This window comes from Sandarakinorhabdus sp. (assembly GCF_031430775.1).
Taxonomy (GTDB): domain Bacteria; phylum Pseudomonadota; class Alphaproteobacteria; order Sphingomonadales; family Sphingomonadaceae; genus Sandarakinorhabdus.
The window spans coordinates 39,891-52,399 of record NZ_JANPCD010000161.1 but is presented as its reverse complement, the minus strand read 5'-3'; the positions used below and the strand labels follow the sequence as shown (position 1 = coordinate 52,399).

Sequence of the window (12,509 nt, the reverse complement as noted above, 5' to 3'; positions counted from 1 at the left end):
GTTCTTCGCGCGCTTCCGCTCGGCACTGGTCCAGGAACCCACCGAACTCCAGATCATCCCGGCGGCATTGCCCGCCGCCACAGCAGTGGAAGCCAAACCCAGCGACGCCGTTCCCGCCGCGGTGGAATATGAGCCCGACGAAGAAGCCATCCTCGCCGAACTCCTGCCGCGCAATCTCAGTGTCCAGATCTTCCGCGCGCTGCTCGAAAACGCCGCGTCCGAACAGGGCAGCCGCATGACCGCGATGGACAATGCCACGCGCAACGCCGGCGACATGATCAAGAAACTCACCATCACCTATAACCGCACGAGACAGGCCGCGATCACCAAGGAATTGATCGAGATCATCTCGGGCGCCGAAGCGCTTTAAGGAGCAAGCCCCATGGCCAACACCACCAACAATGTCGGGCGCATCGCCCAGGTCATCGGCGCCGTTGTCGATGTCGCTTTCGATGGCGACCTGCCGCCGATCCTGTCGGCGCTGGAAACCCGCGTCGGCGACCTGCGCCTCGTCCTCGAAGTCGCCCAGCATCTGGGTGAGGGCACCGTGCGCACCATCGCCATGGACGCCACCGATGGTCTTGTGCGCGGCCAGGCCGTGACCGACACCGGCTGCCAATTCCGCGTGCCCGTCGGCCCCGCCACTTTGGGCCGCATCCTCAACGTCATCGGCGAGCCGATCGATGAAATGGGCCCCGTCAACGCCGACATCACCATGCCGATCCATGCCGAAGCGCCGCTGTTCGTCGACCAGTCGACCGAAAGCGCCATTCTGGTCACCGGCATCAAGGTCATCGACCTCATCGCCCCCTATGCCAAGGGCGGCAAGATCGGGCTGTTCGGCGGCGCCGGCGTCGGCAAGACCGTGCTCATCCAGGAACTGATCAACAACATCGCCAAGGGCCATGGCGGCACGTCGGTGTTCGCTGGCGTGGGGGAACGCACCCGCGAAGGCAATGATCTGTATCACGAATTCCTCGAAGCCGGCGTCATCGCCAAGGATGCGGACGGCAAAGCCACTTCGGTCGGCTCCAAGGTCGCGCTGGTGTTCGGCCAGATGAACGAGCCGCCGGGCGCCCGTGCCCGCGTCGCCCTGTCGGGTCTGACCAACGCCGAATATTTCCGCGATGTCGAAGGCCAGGACGTGCTGTTCTTCGTGGACAACATCTTCCGCTTCACCCAGGCTGGTTCCGAAGTGTCGGCGCTGCTGGGCCGCATCCCGTCGGCCGTGGGCTATCAGCCGACGCTGGCGACGGACATGGGCGCCCTTCAGGAGCGCATCACCTCGACCAACAAGGGATCGATCACCTCGGTGCAGGCCATCTACGTGCCCGCCGACGATTTGACCGATCCGGCCCCTGCCACATCGTTCGCCCATTTGGACGCCACGACGACGCTCAGCCGCTCGATTGCCGAGCTTGGCATCTACCCGGCCGTCGATCCGCTCGATTCCACCAGCCGCGTCCTTGAGCCGCGCACGGTGGGTGAAGAGCATTACAACGTCGCCCGTTCGGTTCAGGAAGTCTTGCAGAAGTACAAGAGCTTGCAGGACATCATCGCCATTTTGGGCATGGATGAACTGTCGGAAGAGGACAAGCTGACCGTCAGCCGCGCTCGCAAGATCCAGCGCTTTCTGTCGCAGCCGTTCCATGTCGCCGAAATCTTCACTGGGACCCCAGGCGTGTTCGTCAAGGTCGAAGACACGATCAAGGGCTTCAAGGCCATTGTCGCGGGCGAATATGACCATCTGCCGGAAGCGGCCTTTTATCTGGTCGGCACCATCGAAGATGCCGTCGCCAAGGCTGCCAGGTTGGCCGCCGAAGCTGCGTAACCCATGAACCGTGCGCCGGGGCCAGGCTCCGGCGCCAGTTTTCGGAAGACGCAAAGGACAAGATCATGGCCGAATTTTTCGATTTCGAACTCGTCTCTCCAGAGCGCCGGCTGGTGTCCGGCAAGGTTGCCATGGTTGTCGTGCCCGGCACCGAGGGTGATTTCGGCGTGCTGCCCGGCCATGCGCCGATGATGTCGACCGTTCGCCCCGGCGCCATCGCCATCTACGAGACCGACAGCAACAGCTTGTCGCAGCGCTATTTCATCGAAGGCGGCTTTGCCGAAGTCAACGCCACCGGCCTGACGATATTGGCGGAAAAGGCCATATTGGTCAGCGCCATTGATCCGGTGCAGGTCGCGGCCGATCTTGCCGCCGCGCGCAGCGCCGGCAACGGCGCCGCCGTAGACCGCCTCGAAGCCATGCAGGCCGCCGTCGTTAACTGAAACGCTTGGCCGCAAATCCGGTTTGTGGCCGAAGCAAAAGCCCGTAATGTAACGGCTCGGTGTTTGGAGCATGATCAATATGCGGGCGACGTTTGCAGTGCTGGCGGCTATCGCCTTGATTATGCCCGGTCTGGGGCACGCGCAGCAGGCAGATGGGGCGCAGCCAACTGCCGCAGCCAGGCCGGCCGCACCCTCTACTCTCAAGCCGCCCGTCGCGGAACCGACGGACAAGAGCTTGCCGCGCCAGCGCCTGGTGACGGTGTTCGGCACCGAGGCCTGCCCCAAGCCATCATCGCCCGACGAAATCGTTGTGTGCGCCCGGCTGCCGGAATCCGAAGTCTATCGAATCCCCGAGCGGCTGCGTCAGGCGCAGAACCGCCAGAGCGTGCTGCAAACCAACCGGGCGCTGCTGCTCGGTGACGGTTCGGCAGGGGCCGGTGGTTCCATCGGCAGTTGCTCGGCCAATGGCCCCGGCGGCATGATCGGCTGCACCCAGCGCGATGTTGATGCCTGGGCAGCCGACCGCACCAATCGCATGGGATATAACGAACAGACCCCCAAGCGCTGATCGCCGCTGCCGAAAGGCGGGCATGAAAAAGGCGCCGGGCCATTGGGCCGGGCGCCTTTTTCTGTAACCCGGAGGGCCTTCAGGCCGACCGCAAGGTCATCCCAGGGCCTTGACCGTGGGCGGCTTGGCCGGCTGCTTGGGATCAAAGCGCACGCGCACCGTTTCACCGCTGTTGCCGGGGAAGTTGGTGAACATGGCGGTGACAAGGTTCGGGACAAGCCGCGTCAGGTTGTTGCTGGTCGAGACGGTTTCGGCCCGGCCCTCGAACACGCTGGCCTTGTCGGCGTTGCGGGTGATCTTCATGGCAACCGCGCTGTTGTACTGGGTCACGGAATACACGTCATTGCCCCAGCCGCCGCCGCCGAAGCCGCCGCCCCAGCCGCCAAAACCGCCGCCCCAACCGCCGAATCCGCCGCCCCAGCCGCCCCAATAGGGACCCCAGCCCAGGCCGCCAAAGCCGCCGCCCCAGCCGGGACCAAAGCCGCCCCAGCCGCCAAAGCCCGGCCGCGTCTGCACCTTTTCTCGCGGCGCGCCGACATTATAGTCGAGCTGCACGGTCATGGTGGCGTCGGCCGGATTGGCGGCCTCCTGGAAGCCATTGGCCATCAGTTTCTGCTTCACCAGATTGGCGTAGGTGGCGAATTCCAGCCCGCCGGCATTTTCCTTGTTGCGCGGCTCGATCACAAAGGTCTGGCCATTGCTGGCCGGCAGCTGCGAAAACCGCGCCACTCGTGCCTCGAAGTTGGATGCGCAAGCCGTCAATGACAGCATAGCTGCGCCTAGAGCCGCCACTGTCAGTCTATTTTTCATGGTCATGACAACACCCCGAACATTACACGATAGCAATAATATGGGCATCAGGATGCCCGATTGCAAGTTTATGGCCAATGAACGCCTTGTCGCTGCAAACCGACGATCTGTCGATTCGCAGCGCCTGCTCCCGGCGCGTTACAGCCAGTCGCCAAAGCCCACGGCGCGGTGGACCTCGGCCAACACGGGCTCCGCAATGGCGCGGGCGCGGGCTGCGCCGGTTGCCAGGATGGAATCCAGCGCGATGCTGTCGTCCTTGAGGGCGTTGAACCGCGCCGTGATCGGGCCGAGCGCCGCGACCATCACCTCGGCAAGCGCCGGCTTGAACTGGCCAAAACCCTGTCCGCCATGGTCGGCCAGCACCTGCGCGACGCTGCGGTCGGTCAGTGCCGCCATCAGGCCGACGAGATTGGCTGCTTCGGGGCGGCCAGCAAGGCCCGCCGGCTCTGACGGCAGCGCATCGGCATCGCTTTTGGCGCGCTTGATCTTCTGGGCGATGGTGTCGGCATCGTCGGTCAGGTTGATGCGGCTGGCATCGCTGGGGTCGGATTTCGACATCTTGGCGGTGCCATCGCGCAGGCTCATGACGCGCGTGGCCGGGCCTTCGATGACCGGTTCGGGCAGCGGGAACAGCTCGACACCAAAGTCGTTGTTGAATTTGGCGGCGATGTCGCGGGCGAGTTCGAGATGCTGTTTCTGGTCCTCGCCGACCGGCACATGTGTCGCCTTGTAGGCGAGGATGTCGGCGGCCTGAAGGACGGGATAGGTATACAGCCCGACGCTGGCGCCTTCGCGGTCCTTCCCGGATTTTTCCTTGAACTGCGTCATGCGGTTGAGCCAGCCGACGCGGGCCGTGCACATCAGCACCCAGGCCAACTCGGCATGGACGCGGACCTGGCTTTGCGGGAACAAAATGGCGCGTTCAGGGTCGATGCCGCTGGCGATCAGCGCCGCGGTCATCTCGCGAATACCGCGCGCCAGCGTCTTTGGGTCTTGCGCCACGGTGATGGCGTGCAGATCGACGACGCAATAGATGCATTCGGCGCTGTCCTGCATGCGAACCCAGTTGCGGATGGCGCCCAGATAATTGCCCAGATGGAGATTGCCGGTCGGCTGGATGCCAGAAAAAACGCGGCCAAAAACGCGGCTCATGATGGTTTTGTTCCTCTGGAAAACTGGGTTTTCAAATCGGCGATGGTGAACAGGCGCAGGGCGCGTGCCGCCAGCAGATAGGCGATGCCGGCCGACCCGAGCAAGAGCGCCAATCCGGCGATTCTGGCCATGACGCTGCCGCCGAAAAGGCCGATGGCCGGCATCGCCAGCAGCAGCACGCCGACCATGACGGCGCACGCCAGCCCAAGCCGGGGCAGGGCGCGCAGCAGACGCGTATCGGCATCGAAATGCCCGCGCCGGCGCAGCACGACATACAGCGCACCGGCATTGACCCAGGCCGCCAGCGCGGTGGACAGCGCAATGCCGACATGGCCAAGCGGCCAGACCAGCGCGAGGTTGCCGACCAGATTGACGAGCATGGAGCCGACGGCGATCCGCACCGGCGTCTGCGTGTCCTGCCGGGCATGAAAGCCGGGGGTGAGCACCTTTATGAGCACATAGGCCGGCAGGCCGAGGCTGAATGCCGCCAGTGCCGTCGCCGTGGCGCTGGTATCGGCCGCGCGAAATGCGCCATATTCGAGCAGGCCGTGGATGATCGGCGCCGCCGCCACAGTCAGCGCTGCGGCCGCAGGCAAGGTCAGGAACAGTACCAGCTCGATGGCGCGGTTCTGGCTGTGCCGCGCGGCCACATCTTGGCCAGCGCCCAGTTGCCGCGACAGTGCCGGCAACAGCGCCGTGCCGACACCGATCCCGATAAGCCCCAGCGGCAGTTGGTTCAGCCGGTCAGCATAATAGAGATGCGACACCGCCCCTTCGGGCAGGAAGCGCGCCGCCAGCGCCGTCGAGATCAGCAGGTTGACCTGCACGGCGCCGGCACCAAGCGCGGCGGGGACAATCAGCTTCATCAACGTGCCGACCTTGTCGGTCAGGCGCGGCCAGCGCAGCCGCAGCCGCAGATCGGCGCGCCAGCACGCCCAGAGCAGCCAGATGAATTGCAAGATGCCGCCGATGGTGACGCACAGCGCCTGCACGCGGGCCGTCGCGGTATCATCGGGGCCGTGGAACAGCAGCATGCCGGCGATCAACGCGACATTGAGCAGGATAGGGGCCGCAGCATTGACGGAGAACCGCCCGATGGAATTGAGCAACCCGCCCATCAGCGACACCAGGCTGATCAGCAGCAGATAGGGAAAGGTCAGCCGGGTGAAATCGACCGTCAGCGCGAATTTGCCGGCGCCGGCATCCGGGAAACCACCGGTCAGCGCCCAGACGATAGGCGCCGCACCGATGATCATCAGCACCGTGAACAACGCCAGCACCGGCAGCAGCACGGCCAGGACATCCTCGGCAAAGCGCTTCGCACCTGTCATGTCGCCGCCATCAGCGCCGACCTGACGGTTGAACATCGGCACGAACGCCGAAGCAAAGGCGCCCTCGGCAAACAGCGCACGGAACAGATTGGGCAGGCGAAAGGCGATCAGAAAGGCATCGGCAGCCATGCCGGCGCCGACATAACGGGCCTGCAGCATGTCGCGGACAAAGCCGGCGATGCGGGAGATGAGGGTGAGGCCGCCGATGGTGGCGGTGGCGCGCAGCAGATTCATGGCGCGGCAGCGATACAGCCCGCACAGACTAAGACGCCGCTGCGGGCACCCGCTGCGGCGTCTGTATCAATTTGAGGCAAAGCAATCACCTGCCAGCCACCATAGTCGGAATTTGGGGCTAGTCGAGACACTCGGCAAGGCTCAGGCGTTCCCGACCTGGCCGCCCTGCTGCTGCGCCATGTACAGCGCACCGAAATCGATGGGATCGAGCATCAGCGGCGGGAAGCCGCCGTCGCGCACCGTGTCAGCAACGATGCGGCGGGCGAACGGGAACAGCAGGCGCGGCGCTTCGATGATGCAGAAGGGCTCAAGGGCTTCTTCGGGCACATTCTGCAGGCCGAACAGGCCAGCGTAGACCAGTTCGACCATGAAGCTGACGTCGCCGTCCACTTCGGCCTTGGCGCTGATCTTGAGCTCGACTTCATAGACGTTCTCGGCGGCGCGCTTGGCGTTGACGCCGACGTTGACGTCGATCTTGGGCTGGGTCTGCGCCTGAAGCGAATTGGGGGCATTCGGATTCTCGAACGACAGATCCTTCACATATTGCGTGAGGATCGCCACCTGCGGCAGCGGTTCGTCCATGAAGCCGTTTTCGGGCGTTTCGCCCAGATCGATTTCGTCAGCCATGCTGGCAGCCTTTCAAGAACAAGGTCGGATGGGACGATTTATTCGTCGCCGCCGAAATCCTGCACCGGGCCGGAATCCTGGCCCTTGGCGCTGACGTCGCGGTCAACGAATTCGACGATGGCCATCGGCGTGGCGTCCGACTTGCGCATGCCGATCTTGACGATGCGGATATAGCCGCCCTGACGGTCGGCGTAGCGCGCGGCAATTACGTCGAACAGCTTGATCAGCTGTACATCGTCCTGCAGGCGGGCGAGCGCGAGGCGGCGGTTCGACAGGCCGCCATGCTTGGCCAGCGTCACCAGCTTTTCGATGTAGGGGCGGATTTCGCGCGCCTTGGGCAGCGTCGTGGTGATCTGCTCGTGCTTGATGAGCGAGGCCGACATGTTGCGGAACATGGCAAGGCGGTGGCTGCTGGTGCGGCCGAGTTTACGATGGGCGACGCGATGGCGCATGAGTGTTCTCCGTTCGTTATGAGGCCGTATCAGGTACCTCAGACCAGGCTGATTTGCGGGTCAGCCGATGTCCCGTTGCTTGACTTGTGCTGGCCGCGCTGGAGCGAGCCTGTGTCCAGCGCGCGGCGCTGAACACGAGCCGCGCTGCGCTTAAAACTCCTGTTCGAGCTTCTTGGCCATTTCCTCGATATTTTCCGGCGGCCAGCCCGAGATTTCCATGCCAAGACGCAAGCCCATGTGCGACAGCACTTCCTTGATTTCGTTCAAGGACTTGCGGCCGAAGTTCGGGGTGCGCAGCATTTCGCTCTCGGTCTTCTGGACCAGATCGCCGATATAGATGATGTTGTCGTTCTTCAGGCAGTTGGCCGAACGCACCGACAATTCCAGCTCGTCGACCTTCTTGAGAAGATAGCGATTGATGCTGGTGTTGTCGTCAACCTCGATCGGCCCACCGGCAGCGGCGGTCGAGACCGGCGCGGGCGCGGCCATGTCTTCGAAGTTCACGAACAGCTGGAGTTGGTCCTGCAGGATCTTCGCAGCATAGGCGAGGCTGTCCTCGGGCGACAACGAACCATCGGTGTCGACCGTGATGGTCAGCTTGTCGAAGTCCAGTTCCTGGCCGACGCGGGTGTTGTCGACCTTGTAGCTGACCTGGCGCACCGGCGAGTACAGCGCATCGACAGGCACAAGGCCGATCGGCGCATCGGCCGGGCGGTTGGCACTGGCCGGGACGTAGCCCTTGCCGGTTTCGACCGTCAGTTCCATGTTCAGCGTTGCACCTTCGTCGAGGGTGCAGATCACAAGGCCCTTGTTCATCACTTCCATGTCGCCCGACACGGCAATCATGCCAGCGGTGACCTCGCCGGGGCCAGTTGCGGTCAGATGGACACGCTTGGCCTGGTCGCCGGCCATGCGGATGGCGACCTGCTTGATGTTGAGCACGATGTCGGTGACGTCTTCACGAACGCCGGCAAGGCTGGAAAATTCATGTAGCACGCCATCGATCTTGATAGCGGTAACGGCCGCGCCTTGCAGCGACGACAGCAGGACCCGGCGCAGGGCATTGCCCAGCGTCAGGCCGAAGCCACGCTCCAGAGGCTCGGCAATGAAGCTTGCCTTGCGCTGGCCGTCACCCAATGGGCGCGATTCCAGCTGGTGGGGCTTCTTGAGTTCGGTCCAGTTCTTGGCGATGACTGCCACAGGTTCACCTCGTTTTTGGGATGGGGCGGATCGTCACCCGCCCGTTCCCTTGAGAATCAGATAAGAGCATTGGACATGAAACGCGGCGCCGAAGGGGGCCCGGCGCCAGGGCAGAAGGTCAGACGCGCCGGCGCTTTGGCGGACGCACCCCGTTGTGCGGAATCGGCGTCACGTCGCGGATGGCAGTGATCTGGAAACCGACAGCCTGCAGCGCGCGCAGAGCCGATTCGCGGCCCGAACCCGGACCACGCACTTCGACTTCGAGGGTGCGCACACCGTGTTCGGCGGCCTTTTTGCCAGCATCTTCGGCGGCCATCTGTGCGGCAAAGGGAGTCGACTTGCGGCTGCCCTTGAAGCCCATGGTGCCGGCCGACGACCAGGCAATTGCATTGCCCTGTGCGTCGGTGATGGTGATCATGGTGTTGTTGAAACTGGCGTTCACATGCGCGACGCCAGAGGTAATGTTCTTGCGCTCACGGCGCTTGATGCGTGCAACTTCGCGTGCCATCGAAAAAGTCCCTTTGCCTGTGTGAAGAGAAGCGGCGGTATCCCGCGCTTACTTCTTCTTGCCGGCGATCGGCTTGGCCTTGCCCTTGCGGGTGCGGGCGTTGGTGTGGGTGCGCTGGCCGCGGACCGGAAGGCCCTTGCGGTGACGCAGGCCGCGATAGCAGGCCAGATCCATCAGCCGCTTGATGTTCATCGAATTCATCCGGCGAAGATCACCTTCGACGGTCAATTCGCGGTCGATCTTTTCGCGGATGAGCAGCACTTCCGCGTCGGTCAGGTCCTGCACGCGGCGTTCGCGCGGGAAACCCAACTCGTTGGTCATGCGGGTTGCGGTGGTACGGCCAATGCCGTGGATATAGGTAAGCGCGATTTCAACGCGCTTGTTGGTCGGGATGTTAACACCCGCAATACGTGCCACGAATCGTTTCCTTTCATGCTCCACAGTGACGCCGGGCAAGGTGTCACTATCTCAAAGCAGGAACCCGGCAGCCCTGCGGCCACCTGAGGTCTTTCCGGTTTAGCGGAGTGGAGGCTGCTAGCGGCGAGTCGTCCCAAAGTCAAGCCAGCAGATGCGAGGTTGCAGCCGAAGGTTGCTGCCCCGCCATGCAGTCACGGCCCGATCAGCCGTCCAGTACCATGTCGATACTGGCGGCGACCGTATCCATGTCGGCCATGCCGTCGATCCGCGTCACCAGTCCCTGCTGGCTGTAGTGCGGGATGATCGGCGCCGTCTTGGCACGATATTCCGCCATGCGGGTCCGCACGGTGTCGGCGTTGTCATCGGGGCGGCGCTTGAATCCTGTGCCGCCGCAGACGTCGCAAACGCCTGCGACCGCAGGCAGCTTGTGACGGTCGTGGTACCCTTCGCCGCACGTGCCGCAAGTGAAGCGGCCGGTGATGCGATCGGTCAGCGCGTCTTCATCGACTTCGAGTTCGATGACGTGATCGAGCGTCATGCCCTTGGTCTCTAGCATCGCATCAAGGGCAAACGCCTGTGCCGAAGTCCGCGGATAGCCGTCCAGGATGAAGCCGGCCCGCGCGTCCGGCGCGTCGAGCCGTTCGGACAGGATGGCGTTGACGATTTCGTCGGACACCAGCTTGCCGGCGTCCATGACCGACTTAGCCTCGATGCCCACGGGCGTGCCCGCAGAGACAGCAGCGCGCAGCATGTCTCCGGTCGAAAGTTGCACCATGCCGCGCTCCTTGACGAGTCTGCTGGCCTGGGTTCCCTTGCCCGCCCCTGGCGGCCCCAACAATATCAGATTCAACGGCCCGTGCCCCTATTTGTGCCTCTGAGTTTGGACTTCTTGATGAGCCCTTCATATTGATGCGCCAGCAAATGGCTTTGAATCTGCGCCACTGTGTCCATCGTGACGTTCACGACGATCAGCAGCGATGTGCCGCCGAAGTAAAATGGCACCTTGAGCTGCGAAATCAGGAATTCTGGCATCAAGCAGATCACGGTCAGATAGGCAGCGCCGATGACGGTAATGCGGGTCAGCACGAAATCCAGATACTCGGAGGTCCGCACGCCGGGCCTGATGCCGGGTACGAAACCGCCGTATTTCTTGAGATTTTCAGCTGTTTCATCGGGGTTGAACACGACAGCGGTGTAGAAGAAGCTGAAGAAGATGATGCCGCCAGCGTACAGCGCCATGTACAGCGGCGCGCCATGTTGCAGCGCGGTCGTCATGATCGTCAGCCATTCGGGGGCGCTGCCCTGCTGGCTGAAGAACTGTGCCACCGTGAGCGGCATCAACAGCAGCGATGAAGCAAAGATCGGCGGGATGACGCCGGACGTGTTGATCTTGAGCGGCAGATGGCTGGCATCGCCCTGCGCTGTGCGGCCGCCGACCTGGCGCTTGGGATACTGGATGAGGATACGGCGCTGGGCGCGTTCCATCAGGCAGATGAAGGCGATGGTGCCAAGCGCGACAACCGTGACCAGAAGCACGAATGCTGGCGACAGGGCGCCGGTGCGGCCCTGCTCGAACATGGTGCCGAGCGCGGTTGGCAATTGCGCCACGATGCCGGCCATGATGATGAGGCTGATGCCGTTGCCGATGCCCCGGCTGGTGATCTGTTCGCCCAGCCACATCAGGAACATGGTGCCGCCCAGCAGGGTGACGACTGTGGTGATGCGGAAGAACATGCCCGGATCAATGACGGCCGATACGCCCTGGCCGGCGCCCAGCTTTCGAGGCCAACGGCAATGCCATAGCCCTGCACGATGGTCAGGAACACGGTGCCATAGCGCGTGTACTGGTTCAGCGTCTTGCGGCCGCTTTCGCCTTCCTTCTTCAAGGACATGAAGCTGGGGATCAACGAAGTGAGCAGCTGCACGACGATCGAGGCCGTGATGTAGGGTGTGACACCCAGCGCGATCAGGCTCATCCGTTCAAGGGCGCCACCGGAAAACATGTTGAAAAAGTCGAGCACGCCGCCGCGCGTCTGGCTGAACAGGCTGTTCAGCGCCAGGGGGTCGATGCCGGGCAATGGCACGAACGACACCAGGCGGAACACGATGAGCGCACCCAGCGTGAACCACAGGCGCTTTTTCAGCTCGGTGGCCTTGGAGAAGTTCGCGAAGCTCAGATTCGCGGCCATTTGTTCGGCGGCAGACGCCATGAAACCCTATCCGATCGTTGGTCTTGGAACGGCAAAGCGCCGCGTATCAGCCCAGATAGGCGGAACGCGGCGCAATTGCCATGGGGTCAGGTGACCCGGACGCAGACTTAGTTTGCTGCCTTGGCGGCCTTGGCTGCACGCGCAACGGCGCGGGCGGCCTTTTGCTCGTCGCGGCTCAGCGGTGCCGGGGCGGGCGGCGGCAGGGTGACAGTGCCGCCAGCGGCCTCGACGGCGGCCTGTGCCGCAGCGCTGGCGCCGGCGACATCGATGTGAAGTGCAGCGGTCAGCACGCCCTTGCCGAGCAGGCGGACGCCGTCACGGCCGTGGGTAAGGATCCTGGTTTCCAGCAGCACGGCGCGGTCGACCTTCTGGCCGACGGTCAGCTTGCCGGAATCGATGGCAGCCTGGAGCGTGCCGAGGTTCACGACAGCATAATCCTTGCGGAAGATGTTATTGAAGCCGCGCTTTGGCAGACGCATGTGCAGCGGCATCTGGCCGCCTTCGAAACCCTTGATGGCAACACCCGAACGGCTGGTCTGGCCCTTCTGGCCGCGACCGGCGGTCTTGCCGAGGCCAGAACCGATGCCGCGGCCGACGCGGACGCGGTCCTTGCGGGCGCCGGGATTGTCATGAAGATCGTTGAGCTTGGTGGTCATGGGGTGCACTCGCTTTCGCTTTGGTCGCGCGGATGGGGAAAGACAATTGCCCCCGCCCGGACAGGCCGGG

Annotated in this window: 14 protein-coding genes and 1 pseudogene; 4 read left to right on the top strand and 11 right to left on the bottom strand. The window is 63.5% G+C overall.

Going from position 1 to position 12,509, the window contains the following annotated elements; genetic code table 11:
- The 4 genes from RMQ73_RS10430 to RMQ73_RS10415 all read left to right on the top strand — a co-directional run.
- Positions 1 to 370: F0F1 ATP synthase subunit gamma (locus tag RMQ73_RS10430; RefSeq protein ID WP_310498161.1), on the top strand; the 370-nt coding region annotated here is incomplete at its 5' end.
- Between the two features lie 12 nt (positions 371 to 382).
- Complete coding sequence (atpD, locus tag RMQ73_RS10425) at positions 383 to 1,831, top strand: F0F1 ATP synthase subunit beta (protein ID WP_310498160.1); 1,449 nt, start codon at positions 383 to 385, stop codon at positions 1,829 to 1,831.
- Between the two features lie 65 nt (positions 1,832 to 1,896).
- Positions 1,897 to 2,274 carry an ATP synthase F1 subunit epsilon gene (locus RMQ73_RS10420; RefSeq protein ID WP_310498159.1) on the top strand — a complete coding sequence of 126 codons (378 nt, stop codon included), beginning with the start codon at positions 1,897 to 1,899 and terminating at the stop codon, positions 2,272 to 2,274.
- Positions 2,275 to 2,509: 235 nt separating this feature from the next.
- Complete coding sequence (locus tag RMQ73_RS10415; protein WP_310498158.1) at positions 2,510 to 2,842, top strand: hypothetical protein; 333 nt, start codon at positions 2,510 to 2,512, stop codon at positions 2,840 to 2,842.
- 96 nt (positions 2,843 to 2,938) lie between these two features.
- Here RMQ73_RS10415 and RMQ73_RS10410 read toward each other — a convergent pair whose 3' ends face one another.
- The 11 genes and pseudogenes from RMQ73_RS10410 to rplO all read right to left on the bottom strand — a co-directional run bounded on the left by RMQ73_RS10410 (position 2,939) and on the right by rplO (position 12,439).
- Positions 2,939 to 3,652 carry a DUF4136 domain-containing protein gene (locus RMQ73_RS10410; protein ID WP_310498157.1) on the bottom strand — a complete coding sequence of 238 codons (714 nt, stop codon included), beginning with the start codon at positions 3,650 to 3,652 and terminating at the stop codon, positions 2,939 to 2,941.
- 138 nt (positions 3,653 to 3,790) lie between these two features.
- Positions 3,791 to 4,804: a tryptophan--tRNA ligase gene (gene trpS / locus RMQ73_RS10405; RefSeq protein WP_310498155.1), complete on the bottom strand. Its 1,014-nt coding sequence runs from the start codon at positions 4,802 to 4,804 to the stop codon at positions 3,791 to 3,793.
- Positions 4,801 to 6,369 carry a murein biosynthesis integral membrane protein MurJ gene (gene murJ / locus RMQ73_RS10400; RefSeq protein WP_310498154.1) on the bottom strand — a complete coding sequence of 523 codons (1,569 nt, stop codon included), beginning with the start codon at positions 6,367 to 6,369 and terminating at the stop codon, positions 4,801 to 4,803. The genes trpS and murJ overlap by 4 nt, the downstream gene beginning before the upstream one ends.
- Before the next feature lie 141 nt (positions 6,370 to 6,510).
- Positions 6,511 to 6,996, bottom strand: coding sequence for a protein-export chaperone SecB (secB, locus tag RMQ73_RS10395; RefSeq protein WP_310498153.1), 486 nt, complete (start codon positions 6,994 to 6,996; stop codon positions 6,511 to 6,513).
- Between the two features lie 38 nt (positions 6,997 to 7,034).
- Positions 7,035 to 7,448 (bottom strand): 50S ribosomal protein L17, encoded by a 414-nt coding sequence (gene rplQ / locus RMQ73_RS10390; RefSeq protein WP_310498152.1) that lies wholly within the window; start codon positions 7,446 to 7,448, stop codon positions 7,035 to 7,037.
- Positions 7,449 to 7,598: 150 nt separating this feature from the next.
- Positions 7,599 to 8,648 (bottom strand): DNA-directed RNA polymerase subunit alpha, encoded by a 1,050-nt coding sequence (locus RMQ73_RS10385; RefSeq protein ID WP_310498151.1) that lies wholly within the window; start codon positions 8,646 to 8,648, stop codon positions 7,599 to 7,601.
- 118 nt (positions 8,649 to 8,766) lie between these two features.
- A complete protein-coding gene (rpsK, locus tag RMQ73_RS10380; protein ID WP_152577529.1) occupies positions 8,767 to 9,156 on the bottom strand; it encodes a 30S ribosomal protein S11 in 390 nt (129 codons plus the stop codon).
- Between the two features lie 48 nt (positions 9,157 to 9,204).
- Positions 9,205 to 9,573 carry a 30S ribosomal protein S13 gene (rpsM, locus tag RMQ73_RS10375; protein ID WP_310498162.1) on the bottom strand — a complete coding sequence of 123 codons (369 nt, stop codon included), beginning with the start codon at positions 9,571 to 9,573 and terminating at the stop codon, positions 9,205 to 9,207.
- A gap of 202 nt (positions 9,574 to 9,775) precedes the next feature.
- The gene (locus RMQ73_RS10370) at positions 9,776 to 10,423 is read right to left on the bottom strand and encodes an adenylate kinase (protein WP_310498149.1); all 648 of its coding nucleotides are present in this window, start codon (positions 10,421 to 10,423) and stop codon (positions 9,776 to 9,778) included.
- Positions 10,420 to 11,783, bottom strand: a pseudogene (gene secY / locus RMQ73_RS10365) (preprotein translocase subunit SecY). Before secY ends, RMQ73_RS10370 begins: the two are co-directional and overlap by 4 nt.
- Before the next feature lie 107 nt (positions 11,784 to 11,890).
- A complete protein-coding gene (gene rplO / locus RMQ73_RS10360) occupies positions 11,891 to 12,439 on the bottom strand; it encodes a 50S ribosomal protein L15 (protein WP_310498148.1) in 549 nt (182 codons plus the stop codon).
- Between the last annotated feature and the right edge of the window lie 70 nt (positions 12,440 to 12,509).